Below are 17,603 nucleotides of genomic sequence, written 5' to 3'. Positions count from 1 at the left end.
CATATGGCCAAGGCACTGAGGATCGCAGCGATTGTTGTTTCGGTCGCTGCGGCGATACCGACTGGTGGCACCTCGCTTCTGGGCGTCGGCCTTGGCGTCGGCACCGCAGCGGCATCCGCTATTGCTATGGGGTTCAGTGTAGCGGCTGGATTGGCCGGATCGCTATTGCAGAAGAAACCGGGATCCGGCTTCACCGGCTCGCAAACAGAGTTCATGCTCGATCCGACGGCGGGCATCCCATATGCGATGGGGCGCACCTATACCGCGGGCAACATTGTTCACATCGACGCCTATGGTGCTGGCGACAAGCCAAAGAACCCTTATCAGTCGATCGTCACGGTTTGGTCGCTCGGCCCGATCCAGAGCTATGAAAGTTTCCAGGCGGATTTCGATCCGATCCCCTTGAGCGGGAATAGCGCAACCGGATATTATGCGGGCTATCTCCATGTCGTTCGCCAGCTGGGTAACTGCCCGGAAACCGGCATGGGGCCCTATTATGACGGCCTGCCCGACTGGTCGATATCGACGCACGCTATCAGCGGCAAGGCGGCGGGCATCTGGTCCATGCGCCTCGACAAGGATGCCAAGCGCTTCGCCAGTGGAACGCCCAAGCTCGGCACGATCGTAAATGGCGTCAAGGTCTATGACCCGCGCCAGGACAGCACATATCCCGGAGGTTCGGGTGCCTGCCGTTATCAGGACGAATCAACCTATGTCGGCGGCGCAGCGGCGGAAAATCCGTGGTGCCACTACCTGACCTATGCGGCGGGCCGGTGGCAAAATGGCAAGCGGGTCATGGGCGTTGGCCTTCCCAAGGAGGGCATCGACTTCGCCTCTATCGTGGAAGCAGCCAACATAGCGGACGCGAACGCATGGAAAATCGGCGGGGTGATCGAGAGCACCGAGGACAAGTTCAACGTCCTTAAGCTGATCGCACAGGCGGGGGGCGGCGAGGTCAGCTGGAACGGTGCGCGGCTTTCCTGCACCATTACGGCTCCCAAGGTTGCGGTCGGGACCATCGGGGCCGACGATCTGGCGGACGGCAAAATCAGCATACCGGCGATGCAGTCGCGCCGTCAGCGCATCAACGGCGTCATCCCGCGAGTTCGGCTGGAGGGCAATCAGTGGGAAATCGTACCGCTCAATGTGGTTCGGGTCGGCGCATATGTGACGGCAGACGGCGGGGAGCGGACCAAGGAAGTCACTTTCCGCCTGGTGCAGAATGGCGACCAGGGCGCATGTTTTGGCGCTTACGAGATTATGAACGCAAGGGAGATCGGCCCGATCGTCCTGCCCTGCAAGCCGCACATGCTCAACTACAAGGCAGGCGATGCAGTGACAATCAACTTGCCTGATCAGGGCCTTGATGGCCAGCTCTGCGTCATCAAGAAACGCAAGCTGGACCCGGCGACCGGAATTCTCGAACTGACGCTATTCACAGAGACGAGCGGCAAGCACCCTTATGCGTTGGGGCAGACGGGGACGCCGCCGCCTTCTCCCTCGCTCAAGACCCCTGAAGAGAATGACGACGCGGCGGCCAGCACCGTTAGGGGGCAAGTGTCAATTGAGGTGACGCCAACGCGCACCTATGCGGCGGACTTTGCCGGGAACGTAACCACGGGATTGCTGCCTGACACCTTTTCACCGCAAGTCGTGTCGGACGGCGTGTCGATCAAGCTGGACGGCGCCACATCCTACGCCATCGCTTGTGTAGGGTGCACTGCAACGGTCGATAATTCGAATGGCAGCCCAACCAAAGGGGATGTCACGCTAACGGACATCAGCGGGTATAATGCGACGATCGACCTTGCCGTAACAGTGGGCGGCCTCGAATTCCCATCCAAGCGCATTGTTATCGTGAAAAACATAGGTCAGGCTCCGGGGCTGAGCAGTAAATTTCAATCGACCGACAGTTTCTCTACAGCATCTGGAACCTCCTTCGCGCCGATCATCTCGCCTTTGATGATCACTCTGGCTGCTGGCGAAATTATCAACACCGCTGCCTCCCTGGATTATCAACCCGCCTATATTGGCGCGACCGCCGCGATTCGCACTGCAACGATGAAATGGCAATATTCGCCCGCAGGCGCGGACACCTGGACCGACATCGGGGCGAGCGCCACGGGGACGACATCACGATCCTCTGACGCCGGCGAACCGGAGGTGGGGCATATCGATATCGATCGCTCCGCGACTGGCCTTGCTGCGGGTAGCTATGACGTCCGCCTGGTGGCGTTGCTAAACGCCAGCGGCCGCAACGTAACCTTCTACGGCCTTGCCACTGTGCAGGCATCCTAGACCCAAACCGCAGGACATCGCCATGATCAACCCCGCTCAGCAGGCGCTGACGGCGTACCGGAACCGCGTCTATTCCGAGACCCTTACCTTAACGGGCGAGGAAGGGGTGGACGACTGGACGGGCTACACCGCGCGCATGGAAGTGCGCCATTACGGCGCGCAGCCCGGTAGCGCCCTGATATCGCTCGCCACCGTCATGTCGGGTCAAGGCCTGGTGCTGACCGTTGGGCCGAACCACGTTTTAACGATTGCGCCTCGCATCGAGCAGGCGACGCTGGCAGCTCTGCCAGGCGGCACGTCGTCCGACGCCGTCACGGGCGGTGATGATGCGATCTTTTTCCACGACCTCCTGCTGATTGCGCCAGACGGCGATGCCGACGCGCTGCGGCAGGGCGCGTTCAACCTAAAGCCGGGGGTCACCATCGCATGACGTTGATACTGACGACGGAGCAGAAGCAGTTTGTGCTTACTAGCGCGGGCGCACGCGGCCCTCGGGGCCCGGCGTCTGGTCCGTTGGCGGAAGAGAGTGTCGGAGCCGCTGAGCTTAAAACGGCTGACTTACCTGCAATCCGGGAGTTGCTGGATCTTCTCAGGGCAACTCACCTAGCCTCACATGCCAGCTTCAAGGGGGCCGGCTTGGCAGCATTCTCACAAGAAGCGGAGTATGAACCGGGAACTGCCGGCAGCCGGCTTGCAGAAATGATCTCGCTTGGCGATGTGCCGTATATCAATACTGCGTCGGACAGCATCGCAATTGATCAAGCCATCAGTAAAGCTGCGAGCTACAGCGAGGGCGCTGTGGTTCACCTTCCACATAACCGCCTCTTCGAGATCACGGAGCGCGAAATCCCCCGCGGGGTTCACATCAATGCGGGACATGCCGGAATTAGGGCGCTCTCCTCAACAGACTGCCTTTTCAGGTGCGTCAGCGGTTTCACCTCGGTGACTGGAGGCTATTGGCTCAATCCGGCTGGACTGGCCGAACGAGCGCTGGTGATTGACAAGGGCTTTGACAATCATCGGGTAGACGTCACCAGAGGATATTATTCGCAATTCACGACTGCTATTGAGGTCTCTGCTGGCGACTGTATCTATGTTGAGAAAAATACCGGCGTATCAAATGAACTGATGCTACTCATTACGAATGAGTTTATGAACAGTTCTTTCAATGGGAACTATGTTTTGGGAGGTAATGGCGTTTCTGTTCAGAAGACAACCCAAGGCTGTGAAGGATCCGAGTTTAATGATAATTGGATCTTGCTAGGCCCGGCGGGGCAATATGGCCTGAATTTTCAGTGCGGTCTCCACATCGACGTGCAGGGCAACGTCGTTGACCAAGTTGTGAACGGCATTGCCATCACCCTTGATGGAGTGATAAACCCTCTATCATCTTTTACGATCACTCTTAATTGGCTCGGGCGGCAAGCTGCAGCCGAGGGCGCCGATTATGGCATCTACGGATATGGAAACATTGACGAGGTGGACATAAGTTCGAACACCTTCTCTGGGTTTCGGGAGGCGAACATTCGCCTGAATGGTTCTGCTCATGATGTTATGACGAGCATCCGCATCATGAAGAATATGCATCGCAGTGCCGACCGCGCCGCTCGCGATATTCAGATGGACTATGTCGACGGTGTCCAGATTATGAGTGAGATGTTCAGCGGCATTGCTTCGATTGTCGAAGGTGCAGGCGTGGTGGGACGTGTCGACCTATGCGATTTTGCCGGGACCGCCCTGCCGAGTGCTGGAGTGCTATCTGGGTTGCGGTACGGAGAGCAGTTGCGCGGCATGGTTCTACGCAACACTGGCTTGGCAGTGATCAACGGGTCAACAAAAGAGGTCCAGCTTGAGCATGGACTCACCTACACACCGTCATCGGCCTATTTCCGCGTGCAACCCATTGCTCTGGCGCCAAACCCGATCGGCGAGATTTACGTCGACACGATCAACGAAGCGACCGCGATGATCCGCTGCCGAAACGCTCCTGGCAGCGGCGGAGCGCCGGTCGCATGGCAGGTAGACGTCACCCGATGATTTCGCTCTAACTCTCCTCAGGACGACTATATTTTCGTTCCAGAGGCTGACGGAGGCGACGAGTTCGAAACCGAACAGGCCGCAGGCATATTGGATCATCTCCAGGAACGCATCGCGGGTCCACGCATGGACATGAATGTCCATGCCTCGCTCCATAAGCGCCCAGGCTTCATCGGCTACCCGATCAGTTGGAATTGCTTCTGCGCTCAATGGGTGAACGTAGCGGACATGTTCAGCGAATGCCTCCAGCTTAGTTCCATGGCCACCGTCAAGGTAGTCGCGAAGGATGTGCTCAAGGGAGGTGACCGGACGGTCCCGGTCAAAAGTTTGCTTCATCTCAGGTGCAGCAATGATCGCATGCCCCCCGTTTCTAAGAACTCGGGCGATCGCTTCAAGCGATCCGAGGGGGTTGAAAAGATGTTCGATGACATGGGCGGAAATGACGAAGTCCGCGCTGCCACGCTCCACCCCCAAGAATGTCTCCGCATCAATAATTCCGTGCGGGCTCTGGACCTGAGACCCAAAATAACGCGACAACTCCTCCTGATCGCGACAGTCTCCGTATAGAGCCGTTGCGCCGTCGGGCAGCGGAAAAGGGCGATCGCCCGCTCCAACCTCTATGCCACGACCTTTGCAATACTGCGATGCCAGGGCGAACCTCACACCTTGTATCTCGCTGCCGCCGCGCGCCGTCTTAAGTTGGGCGTTCTCAAGCTCGAACAACACACATCGAGCGGCCAGTTCATCTCTCGTGAGGCGCATCCACGAGTCGAAAGTGTTGCCGGACATTAGGATCTCCTTCGGGCCCACTTAGATTGAACCCGGCGCGGGCGGCGGTCAACCGTGCGGAAAGCCCACAATCAAGGAAGCGAAAAATGGATGTGAACGCGACAAGGCCGCTGTTTCTGAAATGCCCACCCAAAAAACAGGTTGCGATGCCGATGAACCGCCAGAACAGGACGGCGCAGTAATGGCTACGCTAGCCCGCTTTCCCCCGTCGTTCGAAGGCAACCCGTGGAGCTATGGCTTCGCGCTGTTCAATCAGCCTGGCAAGACGACGCCGATCAATGTCGCCGACACGCTCGACGAGATCGACGGCCTCGATCCGGAAGAAGCGCCCGCGAAGGCTGCTCCTCAGGTCATCGCGAAGCCCATCGTGCAAAAGGGGGAATGACCATGGCGATCGACATCCTAACGGTCGCCATGCTGCTCGCCGGCATCAACGGCCTGCTCCTGCAACGCCGCGTGAGGAAGCTGGAGAGCACCGTGTCCACGCAGTCCTGCGCAATCACGACACTCAGCGGAAATGTCTCGACGCTTCGCACCCGCTCACCAACCAGAAAGGACTTTCACCATGCCAACCCCCGCAGAACTGATTGCCCAGCGCAATGAAATCGACCGGCAAATTTCCGTCGCTAACCTCGAAGGGCTGAAGGCCATCCTCGCCGCGCTCAAGAATGGCAAGGCCGGCACCCTGGCTACCGATCTTGAGGCGCTGGTCCCGCAGCTGGCCCCGGCGCCCGAAATGGGTTGGCCCTACAGCCAGATCGGCAACGTCATCAACGTGGTCCGTCAGGTCACCGCGTTCTACGAGGGCGAAGTGGCGCGGGTCCAGGCCATGGTGGACGCGCAGCAGGTCTGACGCGTCCGCCCTATCTGCTTGGAAGGCGAAGCGCCGAGGAGGTGCGCCCAATCATGAACACAGAACCATTCAGCGCCATCGCCTATACGATCATGGCGGCGCTGGCGGGCGCAGTGACCGCGCTCGCCTTCCGGCCTTGGAAGAAGATGACCGGGATGGAGATCGGGCTGACGCTGTTCGTCGGCTTCTCCTTCGCGATCTTCGTCAGTCCGTGGGTCGCACATTCGATCATCAAGGTGCCGGCCGCCGAGCCACGCGCCGCATCCTTCATCACCTACATCATGGGAGCAGGCTCGAATATCCTATTGCCCAGGCTCATTCAGCTGATCGAGCGTCTCCTCGGCACGAAAGGAGACGGGCAATGAACGATTTCTTCGTTTTCGACCTGCTCAACACCTGCCTGCGCGTTGCGGTCACCCTGATCGTCGCCTTCAAGCTGGTCGAGTTCTATGACGACTACAAGCCGACCGAGCGCGCGGGGCTGGGCATGATGGGGTCTGGCTCGTTCCTGACTGTGCCGCCGATCTGGGCCTACCAGCCCGGCCAGGGCGTCTTTGACGGCTGGGCGGTCACCATCATGACGATCGGCATCATCCTGCTGCTGTTCGGCCGGATGAGCCGGCATATCAGGCACCGCGCCAACAATGCCGCGCATGTGCGGCAGATGGAGGCCGAACTGTCCGCGCGGCGCGATCGTCGTCAGTCCCGGAAGTCATCCGACAAGGCCTGAAAACGGCCCATCAATCAGGAGCATCAATCATGAACCACGCTGATCTTCAGCGGCGGCTGCACGCGCTCGGCCTTTATTCCGGCGCGATCGATGGAAAGTTCGGGCCGATCAGCAAGGCCGCGCTCCTCGCGTGCATGACCGAGGGGCCGGACTATCCCATCACCGCGACCGACATCGCCCAGGCCGCCGCGCTGCTGGCGGTCGAGGAGGCGAAGATCTGGGCGGTCTATGACGTCGAGGCGGCAGGCGACGCTTTCATTGACGGGCGGCCCACGATCCTCTTCGAGCCGCACCGGTTCAGCCGCTCGACCGGCCATCGCTTCGACCGGTCGCACCCCAGGCTGTCGTCGCGGACCTGGAACCGTGCCCTTTACCCGCGATCGCAGGACGGCCGGTGGCAGCAGCTGCTCGACGCCGTGGCGCTCGACGTGGACGCGGGCTTCATGTCGGCCAGCTATGGGGCCTTCCAGATCCTCGGCGAAAACTATGCGGTCTGCGGCGCCTATGACCCCTGGGCCTTCGCCTGGCGGCAGGCGCAGACAGAGGGCGACCAGCTGGAGGCATTCGTCCGGTTCGTGGAAGGGCGTGGGCTGAAGGCTGCGCTCCAGCGGGGCGACTGGGCGGGCTTTGCGCGCGGCTATAACGGCACGGCGTACCGCGAGAATCGCTATGACGAAAAGCTGGCCAATGCCTATGCGAAGCGGCGCGCCGCATGACCCGCGCCGCCCTCGCCGCAGCGGTCTTGCTGCTCACCGGCTGCGCCACCGTCCAGGGCTATGCGACCTGCGACAATGCGCGCGCGGCGCTGCTCCTCGCCCAGCGCGCGGCAGATCGCCTTTGCCCGATCCCCTAGCCACGCTCTCTAATCCGGCAGATGCTCCGCCAGCCTGTTCGCCCAACCGATCGCGCCAGCCTCGCGCAGTTGAACGACCAGCTCCCATATCTCCATCGGGTGCATGGGCTGGCCGGCCTCGATCTGCTTCATGATCTCGGTGAACTCGCGGGCGAGAGGATCGGATTCGGGGAGAGGGCGATGCATGCTCAATGTTCCCGTAATGTTCTGGCTTCGGTCAAGCGATTTGACTCTCCGGTCGTCGCGCTACAGGCTGGGCGCATGTGCAATCGGGCAGAGCGCGGCGATACGCAGAAGGTGCTGAACCTGTTCAAGGCGCGGCCCGGCGTCCGGTTCAACGAGGGACCGCTGGAGACGCATCCCGCCCAGCCGGGCACCGTGATCCGGCTGGACGATGGCGAGCGTGTGCTGGAGCAAATGACCTGGGGCTTCCCACTGGCGCAGACCAGCAAGAAGACCGGCAAGCCGCTGAAGCCGAAGCCGGTGAACAATGCACGGTTCGACAAGCTCGGTACCTACTGGAAGCGCTGGGCGATCGATCCGCGCAACCGCTGCCTGATCCCGACCGCGCGCTATGCGGAAGCCGTAGGCGAGCCGGGGCGCATGACAGAGACGTGGCTTTCTGTGCGTGATCAGCCGATCTTTGCCTGGGCGGGCCTATGGTCGAACAGCGATGAATGGGGCGCTGTCTTTACCGGCGTCATGACGGACAATGCGCCTGAGCTGATCGACATTCACGATCGGTCTCCGGTGATCCTCGATCCGGAAGATTGGGACACCTGGTTGCGCGCGCCGCTGGAGGAGCTGTATCAGTTCGACCGGCCCTATCCTGCCGACCGCATGGTGATCGAGGCGACCGATGCGCCGTGGTTCCGAAAGAAGGGCAGCGCGCCCCTTGGGCCGGCTTTGCTCTAGAAGTCGATCTCTCGCCGCGCCATCTCATCGATGATGGCCTGCTGCTCGACGGTCAGGTTATCCGGATCCTCGATCGCATTCCATCGCGCGACGAGCTGGGCGTCGGTGAGCTTGGAAATTTCCGCCGCTGCCTTCAGGTGGTCTTCCATTCACGCAGAATCTCGCGGCATCGCGATTCGGTCAAGAGAGGAGCTTCGCCAAGCTGCTTCCGACCGCGAGCAGCGAAAGTAGGGCGACTAGCGCAAACTCGATCCGCGCTGGCCATGGGTTCGGCCGATTAGTCAAATCGTCTTGTCGATCCTTCCAACGGTATATCATCAGCACCACGGCTCCCGCCTGCCCGTCCACGTCCGCGCCAGCCCCTCGCTGACAAGGATGCCGCCGACGCTCTGCCCCTTCAGGTAGACGATGTGGAGTTTCCGGCCATAGCGATCGGTGTCGCGATCTGCTGCGGCCAGCTCGATCGGCCCGGAGTTCAACAGCTCACGCAGACGCTTCGTGGCCTGGCTGCCGAGTTGCTCCTCAATGGGGCATCGCGACGGGTGCGTTTCGGGCGCGTCGATATCGGCGACCCTGACCTTTTCCCCGTCCATCCAGAAGGTGTCGCCATCAACCACACAGTTGGTCCCGCCCCCGACGTGGCAGGAACCGAACCGCGCCGGTCCGATGGCGTCGGCCACCTGCGGACAGAGGATGATCCCGCCGCCGATCGTCGCGCCCAGCGCAAGACCGATTGCCACCAGGCCGATATTCGACAGGCGCTGTTTTTGCTGCCTGCGCCGACGGGCGTCGCTCGCCCTTTTCCATTCGTTGTTCCGCCCCATGGCCCATCCTATCCGATTTCGCGGCAGACGCGCAACGAGCGGAGTCGGCAAGGCGTTTAGGTTTACATCCGCCAAACAACCTATTGATCTAAAACAGGAGGCATTTTCTCCGTTTTACAGAGAAGGCTGCGGAAATGCTGAATTATGCAGAGCTTGGAAGGCTTGTTAGCTCGAGATTAATTGCCGTCATCGGTATCGTCTATCTCATGAAATCCTAACTCTCCGATGAACTGGCGCCCAGCGTCAGTTACCAGCAAAAACGCGGGATCTGATCTCACTCCGTGGACGACCATCATACTTGTTTCAGACCGAACAACGGACACGTATTTCATATCAAACAAGCGTTTAAAAAAGATCAGCATGAATGGCGCCCAAGGCTCACCGCGCCCTGTGGGAAGCGCTGCGAGATGAAAGAGCATATCCATTTCGATCTGAGAAAATTTGTCGTGCGCGAACCGCAGATTAAATTTGTAAAGGCGAAGCGCCTTGCGATCAATCTCTCCGCGATCAGCCCGTCGATGGCAGTTTGCGCACAGGGCGATTAGGTTCTCGTACTCATGCGCTTTGCACAAGTGCCATGGCACAATGTGGTGGATCTCCGTTTCGATATGGCGACATGTTGGAATCGCACAGCGATGTCCGGCTTCTACCAGCACGCGACGCTTGACCTCTGCCGGAATTGGCGGCCGTTTTTCGAAGTCTGCTGTCATTTATGGTTCCCCCACTGCCCGCTAGCCCGCGAAAACGCGTGGGTCGTCATGGCACCAAAATGGGGGAAGGCCTATTGAAATTGTAGCGGAAAATGCTTCCACGGCTAAAGCGTGGCCTTGGCGCCTTCATCGCCGATATGTCAGTTCAACTGAATAGCTTTCCCCGGCAAATCGCAATCTTCTCGCCTGGCACAGAACGAGCCCTTCGCAGAATCGTTGCAATTCCGATGCAAACGAATAGATCACGCGCTAAGGGAGACGATATGAGTTCCGTTGCTGCAGCATCCTTCGCTCGTGCCCCCATCAACGAGGTGGGCTTTTTCATCGCAACGAAGGATTCCCTTGTCGATCCGTTTGGCGCTGCAGAAATTCATCGTAGCCTTGAGCAAACTTATCCGAATGTAGAGCGGCAAGCTCCGGTCGGCGGTTTAGAGCTAGGGCCATTCCTCGGCATTCCGCCCGTCCTTGACCCCTCCGACAATGGCGTTCCTCCCCGATGGTGGTTCGTCTCCGAAGACGAGACGCGATTAGTGCAGCTCCAGGAGCGTTTTGCCGGATGGAATTGGCGTAGACGCGGCGATCTCAACTCGTTGAGCACCTACCCCGGGTATGATGAGTGCTCGCAAGCGGCTGCATCATATTTCGAACTAATTAACGAATGGCGTAAGAGCCATGGCTTGGAAAACCCTGAGATTGTAGGCTGCAATCTCTTTTACGATAATATCATCCCGTTCGAATCGTCGGTGGAGGAACCGCGCCGAATCGACGAGGTATTGAGCAACTGGCGCTCGACGTGGAAACGGCCAACTGCGGCATGGCAGGTCAATTGGCTTGAGCCCATCGGTGATGGCGGCCCTGATGCAAAAGAAGCTATGAGCGTCGTAATGCGCTTGGCGGGCTTGATGCGGGAAGGCGATCCAGCCCCACTGTCAGCGTTGAACATCCAGTTCCATTTGACAAGTGGCAAAACTAACTGGGAGAATCTGTGGCAGTTCTTCGAAAAGGCGCATGCGCATGTTCGTGTGCGTTTTGATGAATTGTTGACGGAGCAAGCGAAAGCAGGTTTTCAAGGATTATGATCTCGACTGCTTCAACGTCAGCCACGAAGCCGCTGGGCGCGCCTTCTTCCTTGGGATGGGACTTGTCTCATCCATGGGGACCATCTCAGGGCTCTGCGTCTTCCTGGAACATGGAGATGGTCACGCCGAATGCCGTATGGTTACGGCCTTCGAAGGAGATACGCGTCAGCAAAGGCGATGGTGATCCCACTTGGATTGAACAGCAATCTCTTAGGATCAAGGGCCTGTCCTACGATTGGGACGGCTACGGGGCCGAGCCAATCGATGACGAGGTGGTTGACCGCATCACAGGGCTCCTAGGCCAATGTCTGCCAAAGCACTCGAAGCGTGGTTCACTCGTACCTGGCGCCGATGGGTCGGTGCAGGCGGAATGGCATCTTCCGAAAATATCGATTGGCCTTCTGATCGATGCCGATGAGACTATCAGCTGTTGGGTCCACGACAACGTCTCTGACACGGAAACTGAGAAGTTTGGCTGGGATGCGATTAGCCTCTTCAAAATGATCGCCGATTTCTCCTTGGCCTAATGTGCGATCCGGCACCTCAGGACTATTTCGGGACTAGCCGAGAAGATGATCGTGGTATCGCGGACGATCACCTTCTTGTTCGGCACTGTCGAACGCCAGTGCAGATAGTACCTTGTGCGGTGAACGGGCAAAAAATTTCTGATCAAGCTTTCAAAGGGAAGCGGGGCGAGGCTGGCATATCCGTTGACTTAGATTGCCTCCTAAAAAAAGACGGCCTGAAGCCCATCGATCGGTTTGGCTCGCTGCCAAACACGTTCGCCTTACTTGCCGTTCGGGCGGGGGATGCTCGCGAGAACAGCAAGGGTGTAGCTTGGACGCCCAAACCGCAAGAAGAAGGTCTAGGGCTAAGCGCTGCGGCCAATCCGTATCACGGGGAAATTATCGTGCCAGTGACGGGCGGCCAAGCTCGTGCCATCTACCGGAAATCAGCTATCATTTACTCGGCTCTCACCTCCCCAGCTGTTTAACTGAACTGCCGACGCTAGCACTTGATGCAGGCCGCTGTTCTGCGGCGTATTTGCTTCGTGCAGGGATAAACAATTGCGCCAACGGCCGATGATTGGAGAGTCATGGCAAGCTCCTGACCGTGCGTGAGGCGTAAGCGGTCAAAATCCCCCACATGACCTTGAGAGCGGGGCTGTAATTTGAACGATCAGGCGGCGCTTGCGATGCTGCTGAGTTCGAACGAGGTGTTCGCGGCGTTGGTATTGGTCCAGCAGTAGGGCAACAGATCGTCGATCGGATCGGTATCCGCGCGGGTGATGATCCGGGTAAGGACATCGCAGAGATAGGCGTAGGGGTTGATGTCCAGCATCTTGCAGGTTTCGACCAGCGAGGAGATCGCTGCCCAGTTTTCAGCGCCGAGTTGGTGGCCGGTGAAGAGTGCATTTTTTCTTTGGAGAGTCACCGGCCTGACGGCCCGTTCGGCGGCGTTATTGTCGATCTCGATCCTGCCGTCGTCGAGGAACCGGGTAAAGCCCGCCCAGCGCTTGAGCGCATATTTCATCGCATCGCTCGTTGCCGATCCAGCCATCATGCGCGGTGCGGTGGCGGCGAACCAGGCATGGAGCTTGTCGACCAGTGGACGGGTTTGCTCCTGCCTGACGGCAAGGCGTTCATCGGCCGTGCGCCCCCGGATTTCCTTCTCGATGCGATAGATTTCGGCAATGCGCTGCAAGGCGTCCTGCGCGACCGGGGCATCGCTGCCTGCATCGACGAAGCCGCGTCGCAGGTGAGCCCAACAAAAGGACTTCGTGACGCCGGCGTCGGCGCCATCGTCCTTGCCGAACTGGTCATAAGCCTGCCAGGCATCGACCTGTAGGATGCCCTGGTATGACCCCAGCAACTGCCTGGCCCACATTTTTCCGCGTCCCGGCATATAGGTATAGAGCGCCAGAGGCGGATCCACGCCGCCATGAGCGCGATCGTCGCACACTATGACCCACATGTAGCCGGTTTTCGTCTTGCCCGTTCCCGGCGCCAGCACCTTGACCGTAGTTTCGTCGACGAACAGGCGGGCACGGGCAAGCGCATCGGCGCGCATCCTGTCGGTGATGGGCATCAGCGCAGCGATGCCACGACCAACCCAGTTCGCCATAGTGGCGCGGCTGATCTCGATGCCTTGCCGGGCGAAGATCTTCGATTGCCGATAGAGCGGCAGGTGATCGCAATATTTATTGATCAGAACATCGGCGATCAGCGCTTCGGTCGGCAAGCCGCCCGGCACTACATGCGCCGGGGCCGACGCCTGGCGAACGCCGTCGCTGCAGCAGCGGCAGGCATAGCGGGGTCGGATCGTCACCATCACACGATGCTGGGCCGGGATGATGTCGAGCCTTTCGGACCGGTCCTCACCGATCTTGTGTAGCGCCCCGCCACAGGCACATTCCAGGCTTTCGGGCTCGATCACTGTCTCGAAGCGCGGCAGATGCGCTGGCAGTGATGCGCGCTCGGCATCCGGAGCCCGTCGACGACGCGGCCTGAGGCCATAACGTTCGGCCTCCTCGGCGGCCTTGTCCTGCAAGCCATCGGCTTCGCCAAGGGCGACGCCCTGATCTTCCAGCGTCAATGCCAGTTGATCGACCGGGAGCTTTTCCGAACGCTTGCCGAAGGTCGAGCGGTTGATCAGCTTGAGGATATGTTCGAGCCGCGCCGCGCGAGCGCGCTCGGCCAGCACCATCGCCTTGAGCTGCTCCACATTATCGGGAAGCTCGTCATATCCAACCTCCGGGCTGGTCTCGAGAGGGGGTTCGGGATGCGCCGCCACGCCCGTATTCTAGCCGGTTTCGCACGGCTGGGAACACCCCTGCGCCAGACAGAATCAGGTGTGCGATCTACTGTGCATGAAGTGGTTTTGGCACGCGCGGCACATGCATGCGCGACCAGTCCAGCCCCTCGAACAACGCCGAAGCCTGGGCCGCCGACAGCTTCATCACGCCGTCTCCCGGTCGGGGCCAGCGGAACTTCCCATCCTGCAACCGCTTCGTCACGAGTACGAGCCCGGTGCCATCCCATAGCAGGAGTTTTATCCTGTCTGCTCGGCGTGCCCGGAAGACAAAAAGCATGCCAGAGAATGGGTCGAGCTGCAGTTCCTGCTGCACCAGTGATGCGAGGCCTACCATGCCCTTCCTGAAGTCCACAGGTTGCGTCGCGACAAGCACCTTCAACGGCCCGGGCGGGATGATCATGTGGTCACCCGCGCGGCCAGAAGCACCCGCTCGATATGGTCGGCATCGACGTGCGACGGGATGCGGATCGACAGCCCGCGGGTCTCGATGACGATCTCACCGCCACTCCTCGGGCTCGCGGGCAACGATGGCACTGCAGGCGCCGGTGGCCCAGAAGATAGCGACGGTACGGGAGGTGCCGGCGGGCCTTCGATCACTGCGGGAACAAAGCCCATCCCCTCGGCCCGCTCTCGGAAACGCCCTCGCCAGTTATAAAGCTGTTGCGGGAGCATGCCATGACGCCGCGCCACTTCGGCCACATTCGCTCCCTGCTTGAAACTCTCCTCTATGATCCGCGCCTTCGCCGCCGGCGTCCATCCACGGTTGCCATTCGACAAGGGAATGACATCAAGACGCTCGGCCTTGCCTGCCCTCCCACCCCTTTCAGTTTCGAAATTGGTTTCGAAATCACCACTCATCGCCACCTCGCATATGCAAGGCTCAACACCTACCAAATCGCCAAATCATGAAAATGTGGGGGATTTTGACCGCTTACCGTGAGGCGCTGGGCGCCTCCGTTCCCTCGGCCGGCGTCGCCTGCGCCTTCGAACGGGATGCACTGGAGGCGCTGGCGCATGACCCTGCTTATGGCCCGTTCGACCCTTCCTCGCTGACTGAGGACTATGAGGCGGGCCTGCGCATCCGCGACATGGGCGGACGCAGCGTCTTCATCCGGATGCGCGACGCGACCGGAGAGCTGGTTGCGACCCGCGAATATTTCCCCGACAGCATCGATGCCGCGGTGAAGCAGAAGGCGCGCTGGATGATCGGCATATCGCTGGCCGGCTGGGATCGGATGGGCTGGCGCGGCGGTCCTGCGGAATGGTGGATGCGGCTGCGGGACCGAAGGTCCGCACTCGCGGCCCTGATGCTGTTCGCAGCCTATGTGACGCTGCTGCTCTGGGCGATCCTGTGGGTGATAGGCCAGTTCCATACCCTCCCGCCCCAAAACGTCTCCCCTTACCTGACCAGCCTGCTCTGGCTGAATGTCGGCCTGATGCTGTGGCGTGGCGTGATGCGCGTGCTGTTCGTCGCCCGCACCTATGGCTGGCGCTATGGGCTGGGCGCCATCCCGCGCACCTTGATCGCCAACTATATCGCGATCCTCGCGGCCCGCCGCGCTATCTACCTCTATATCCGCTCACTGCTGGGCACGCCGCTGACCTGGGACAAGACCCAGCATCATTTCCCCGACCTGCGGACCGATCCATGACGGCGACCAGAGGCGGTCGCCCCTTGCGCTTCTTCGCCCTGCTGATGATCGGCTGGGTCACGACCCGTCTGATCGCGCATCTCGGGCCACCGGATGCGCCAGGTCCCGACATCCCGCCACAGCCGCCTGCCCTGGCCGCCCGCTTCGCGCCGGATCGCTATGCAGAGAGGCGATCGAACGATTTGCATCACTTCCCGGCCCATAGACGCTGGATCATCGCGACAACCCGACCTCCGCTCGCGCCGGCCATCCGGCCAGCGCTGCCGGTCGCTTCCCTGTCCTCGACCAAAAACGATGGAGCATTGGTGGATTTCCTGGAATTCATCCGCTTCACCACAGCATTTGCCAACCGCCGTCATGCCTCCGATGCGATGACCGGCGAGCCCACAGCGGTACCAGTGCCCGCTGCCCGTCCAACTCCAATGAAATCAGCCGATCGCTGGCGCGGCAGCGGCTGGCTTCTCTGGCGGCCGGGCAGCATCAGCCGTGCGGACGTCGCCACGGTAGGCCGGCTTGGCGGATCGCAAGCAGGCCTGCGCGTCGACTATCTGCTGCCCCCCGGCGCGCCCAGCCGGCCCGCGGCCTATGCACGGCTCACGAGCGCGCTCGAAAGCCCCGCGGCACAGGAAGGTGCCATCGGCCTTGCGGTCCAGCCATTCCGCGCCCTTCCCGTCAGCTTCGCGATCGAGCGACGCGTTGCGCTGGGCGACGGATCGCGCAACGCCATGGCCATTCTCGCCGCCGGCGGCTTTGGTTCTGTCCGTGTCGCTCCAGGCGTCGATGCCGAAGCCTATGTCCAGGCCGGGCTGGTCGGCTTTCATCGCCGCGACGCTTTCGTCGATGGCAAGATGTCGCTCCTCTCGCCTATCGCAAAGACACCGCTGCGGATCGGCGCGGCGCTTTCCGGGGGCGCGCAACCTGGCGTGGAACGGCTCGACATCGGCCCGGAAATTCAGGTCCGCCTTCCCATTCTCGACAATGCCGCGCGCCTCTCCATCGAATGGCGGGAGAGGATCGCCGGCAAGGCCGCGCCCGCCTCCGGCCTGGCCGTGACGCTCGCGGCGGATTTTTGACCGACATCGCCCAAGCCGCCTTTATATCGCCGCGCTTTACGACTAGGCGTTGAGAAGCCATGGATCTTTACCTGCCCATCGCCAATTTGTCGGTGAACGCGCTGGTCATCATCGGCCTGGGTGGTGTCGTAGGCCTGCTGTCGGGCATGTTCGGGGTGGGCGGTGGTTTCCTGACGACCCCTTTGCTCATCTTCTACGGCATCCCGCCGACGGTGGCCGCCGCGTCCGCAGCCTCGCAGGTCACGGGCGCCAGCGTTTCGGGCGTGGTCACGCACATGTCTCGCGGCACTGTCGATTTCCGCATGGGCGGCGTACTGATCGCCGGGGGCGTCGTTGGCGCGGGGCTCGGTGTCCTCATCTTCCGCCTGCTCCAGTATCTGGGACAGATCGATACCGTCATCGGCATCCTCTACGTCCTCATGCTGGGTGGCATCGGCGGGCTGATGGCCAAGGAATCGATCCAGGCGCTGATCGCACTCAAGACCGGCCGCAAGCCTCCAGCACGCAAGCGGCGGCACCATCCGCTGGTCGCCGCGCTGCCGATGCGCTGGCGCTTCTATCGTTCGGGCCTTTACATATCGCCGCTGGCGCCGCTGCTGCTCGGCATGGCGACGGGCATTCTCACCATGTTGCTGGGTGTCGGCGGCGGCTTCATCCTGGTCCCCGCGATGCTCTATCTGCTCGGCATGACGACGCAGTCGGTGGTCGGCACGTCCCTGTTCCAGATATTGTTCGTGACCATCGCAACGACGATGATGCACGCCATGACGACCAAGGCGGTCGACCTGGTCCTGGCGATGCTGCTGCTGATCGGCAGCGTGACCGGAGCGCAAGTCGGGACTCGAATTTCCATGACGATCCGGCCCGAATATCTGCGCATCCTGCTCGCCGCCATCGTGCTGCTGGTCGCCGCGCGCATGGCGCTGGGCCTGGGGTTCCGGCCGGACGAAATCTACACGATAGAGGTGCGCTGACA

General features: G+C 60.7%; 22 protein-coding genes and 1 pseudogene. 15 read left to right on the top strand and 8 right to left on the bottom strand.

The window, feature by feature from the left end; all coding sequences use genetic code 11:
• The first annotated feature begins 3 nt into the window (after positions 1-3).
• Entirely contained in the window at positions 4-2,298 is a 2,295-nt protein-coding gene (locus tag K3M67_RS02945; RefSeq protein WP_285832220.1) for a phage tail protein, read from the top strand.
• 22 nt (positions 2,299-2,320) lie between these two features.
• Entirely contained in the window at positions 2,321-2,728 is a 408-nt protein-coding gene (locus K3M67_RS02940; RefSeq protein ID WP_285832219.1) for a hypothetical protein, read from the top strand.
• Between the two features lie 1,445 nt (positions 2,729-4,173).
• Here the strand turns inward: K3M67_RS02940 and K3M67_RS02935 are convergent.
• On the bottom strand, positions 4,174-5,124 hold the full coding sequence (locus tag K3M67_RS02935; protein WP_285832218.1) for a class I SAM-dependent methyltransferase: 951 nt from the start codon (positions 5,122-5,124) through the stop codon (positions 4,174-4,176).
• Positions 5,125-5,245: 121 nt separating this feature from the next.
• Between K3M67_RS02935 and K3M67_RS02930 the strand changes: the two genes are divergently transcribed.
• Genes K3M67_RS02930 through K3M67_RS02900 form a run of 7 tightly spaced genes read left to right on the top strand, consistent with a single transcriptional unit; the run spans position 5,246 to position 7,560 of the window.
• On the top strand, positions 5,246-5,509 hold the full coding sequence (locus tag K3M67_RS02930; protein ID WP_285832217.1) for a hypothetical protein: 264 nt from the start codon (positions 5,246-5,248) through the stop codon (positions 5,507-5,509).
• A gap of 2 nt (positions 5,510-5,511) precedes the next feature.
• Positions 5,512-5,727 (top strand): hypothetical protein, encoded by a 216-nt coding sequence (locus tag K3M67_RS02925; protein ID WP_285832216.1) that lies wholly within the window; start codon positions 5,512-5,514, stop codon positions 5,725-5,727.
• Positions 5,690-5,977 (top strand): hypothetical protein, encoded by a 288-nt coding sequence (locus tag K3M67_RS02920; RefSeq protein ID WP_285832215.1) that lies wholly within the window; start codon positions 5,690-5,692, stop codon positions 5,975-5,977. Before K3M67_RS02925 ends, K3M67_RS02920 begins: the two co-directional genes overlap by 38 nt.
• A gap of 53 nt (positions 5,978-6,030) precedes the next feature.
• Positions 6,031-6,342: a hypothetical protein gene (locus tag K3M67_RS02915; RefSeq protein ID WP_285832214.1), complete on the top strand. Its 312-nt coding sequence runs from the start codon at positions 6,031-6,033 to the stop codon at positions 6,340-6,342.
• Positions 6,339-6,707: a hypothetical protein gene (locus tag K3M67_RS02910; protein ID WP_285832213.1), complete on the top strand. Its 369-nt coding sequence runs from the start codon at positions 6,339-6,341 to the stop codon at positions 6,705-6,707. Before K3M67_RS02915 ends, K3M67_RS02910 begins: the two co-directional genes overlap by 4 nt.
• 29 nt (positions 6,708-6,736) lie before the next feature.
• Positions 6,737-7,423 (top strand): N-acetylmuramidase domain-containing protein, encoded by a 687-nt coding sequence (locus K3M67_RS02905; RefSeq protein WP_285832212.1) that lies wholly within the window; start codon positions 6,737-6,739, stop codon positions 7,421-7,423.
• Positions 7,420-7,560 carry a hypothetical protein gene (locus tag K3M67_RS02900; RefSeq protein WP_285832211.1) on the top strand — a complete coding sequence of 47 codons (141 nt, stop codon included), beginning with the start codon at positions 7,420-7,422 and terminating at the stop codon, positions 7,558-7,560. The genes K3M67_RS02905 and K3M67_RS02900 overlap by 4 nt, the downstream gene beginning before the upstream one ends.
• Before the next feature lie 9 nt (positions 7,561-7,569).
• Here K3M67_RS02900 and K3M67_RS02895 read toward each other — a convergent pair whose 3' ends face one another.
• The gene (locus K3M67_RS02895; protein WP_285832210.1) at positions 7,570-7,746 is read right to left on the bottom strand and encodes a hypothetical protein; all 177 of its coding nucleotides are present in this window, start codon (positions 7,744-7,746) and stop codon (positions 7,570-7,572) included.
• A 75-nt stretch (positions 7,747-7,821) separates the two neighbouring features.
• Here K3M67_RS02895 and K3M67_RS02890 point away from each other — a divergent pair, with 75 nt between their 5' ends.
• Entirely contained in the window at positions 7,822-8,475 is a 654-nt protein-coding gene (locus K3M67_RS02890) for an SOS response-associated peptidase (RefSeq protein WP_285832209.1), read from the top strand.
• Here the strand turns inward: K3M67_RS02890 and K3M67_RS02885 are convergent.
• The 3 genes from K3M67_RS02885 to K3M67_RS02875 all read right to left on the bottom strand — a co-directional run bounded on the left by K3M67_RS02885 (position 8,472) and on the right by K3M67_RS02875 (position 10,009).
• Positions 8,472-8,624 (bottom strand): hypothetical protein, encoded by a 153-nt coding sequence (locus tag K3M67_RS02885; protein WP_285832208.1) that lies wholly within the window; start codon positions 8,622-8,624, stop codon positions 8,472-8,474. The two genes, K3M67_RS02890 and K3M67_RS02885, sit on opposite strands and share 4 nt — an antisense overlap.
• Before the next feature lie 168 nt (positions 8,625-8,792).
• Positions 8,793-9,299, bottom strand: a complete 507-nt coding sequence (locus K3M67_RS02880; protein ID WP_285832207.1) for a thermonuclease family protein — start codon at positions 9,297-9,299, stop codon at positions 8,793-8,795.
• Between the two features lie 176 nt (positions 9,300-9,475).
• Complete coding sequence (locus K3M67_RS02875) at positions 9,476-10,009, bottom strand: HNH endonuclease (RefSeq protein WP_285832206.1); 534 nt, start codon at positions 10,007-10,009, stop codon at positions 9,476-9,478.
• Between the two features lie 263 nt (positions 10,010-10,272).
• On the opposite strand from K3M67_RS02875, the gene K3M67_RS02870 reads away from it, so the two are divergent.
• Positions 10,273-11,088: a TIGR04255 family protein gene (locus tag K3M67_RS02870; protein ID WP_285832205.1), complete on the top strand. Its 816-nt coding sequence runs from the start codon at positions 10,273-10,275 to the stop codon at positions 11,086-11,088.
• Positions 11,089-11,204: 116 nt separating this feature from the next.
• Positions 11,205-11,615 carry a hypothetical protein gene (locus K3M67_RS02865; protein ID WP_285832204.1) on the top strand — a complete coding sequence of 137 codons (411 nt, stop codon included), beginning with the start codon at positions 11,205-11,207 and terminating at the stop codon, positions 11,613-11,615.
• A 652-nt stretch (positions 11,616-12,267) separates the two neighbouring features.
• Here K3M67_RS02865 and tnpC read toward each other — a convergent pair.
• The 3 genes from tnpC to tnpA all read right to left on the bottom strand — a co-directional run bounded on the left by tnpC (position 12,268) and on the right by tnpA (position 14,760).
• Positions 12,268-13,794 (bottom strand): IS66 family transposase, encoded by a 1,527-nt coding sequence (tnpC, locus tag K3M67_RS02860; protein ID WP_285832882.1) that lies wholly within the window; start codon positions 13,792-13,794, stop codon positions 12,268-12,270.
• 154 nt (positions 13,795-13,948) lie between these two features.
• The gene (gene tnpB / locus K3M67_RS02855) at positions 13,949-14,302 is read right to left on the bottom strand and encodes an IS66 family insertion sequence element accessory protein TnpB (RefSeq protein ID WP_285832203.1); all 354 of its coding nucleotides are present in this window, start codon (positions 14,300-14,302) and stop codon (positions 13,949-13,951) included.
• Positions 14,299-14,760, bottom strand: a complete 462-nt coding sequence (gene tnpA, locus K3M67_RS02850) for an IS66-like element accessory protein TnpA (RefSeq protein WP_285832881.1) — start codon at positions 14,758-14,760, stop codon at positions 14,299-14,301. Before tnpA ends, tnpB begins: the two co-directional genes overlap by 4 nt.
• 77 nt (positions 14,761-14,837) lie before the next feature.
• Between tnpA and K3M67_RS02845 the strand changes: the two are divergent.
• The 3 genes and pseudogenes from K3M67_RS02845 to K3M67_RS02835 all read left to right on the top strand — a co-directional run.
• Positions 14,838-15,554 (top strand): annotated as a pseudogene (locus K3M67_RS02845) (glycosyltransferase family 2 protein); the annotation flags it as partial.
• On the top strand, positions 15,551-16,627 hold the full coding sequence (locus K3M67_RS02840) for a hypothetical protein (protein ID WP_285832202.1): 1,077 nt from the start codon (positions 15,551-15,553) through the stop codon (positions 16,625-16,627). The pseudogene K3M67_RS02845 and the gene K3M67_RS02840, both read left to right, overlap by 4 nt.
• A 59-nt stretch (positions 16,628-16,686) precedes the next feature.
• Positions 16,687-17,601, top strand: coding sequence for a sulfite exporter TauE/SafE family protein (locus K3M67_RS02835; RefSeq protein ID WP_285832201.1), 915 nt, complete (start codon positions 16,687-16,689; stop codon positions 17,599-17,601).
• The last annotated feature ends 2 nt before the right edge of the window (positions 17,602-17,603 follow it).

The sequence above is a fragment of the Sphingobium sp. V4 genome (genome assembly GCF_029590555.1).
Lineage (GTDB): Bacteria > Pseudomonadota > Alphaproteobacteria > Sphingomonadales > Sphingomonadaceae > Sphingobium.
Note: the sequence above shows the minus strand (reverse complement) of the source record. Positions and strands in the feature narration are given on the sequence as shown.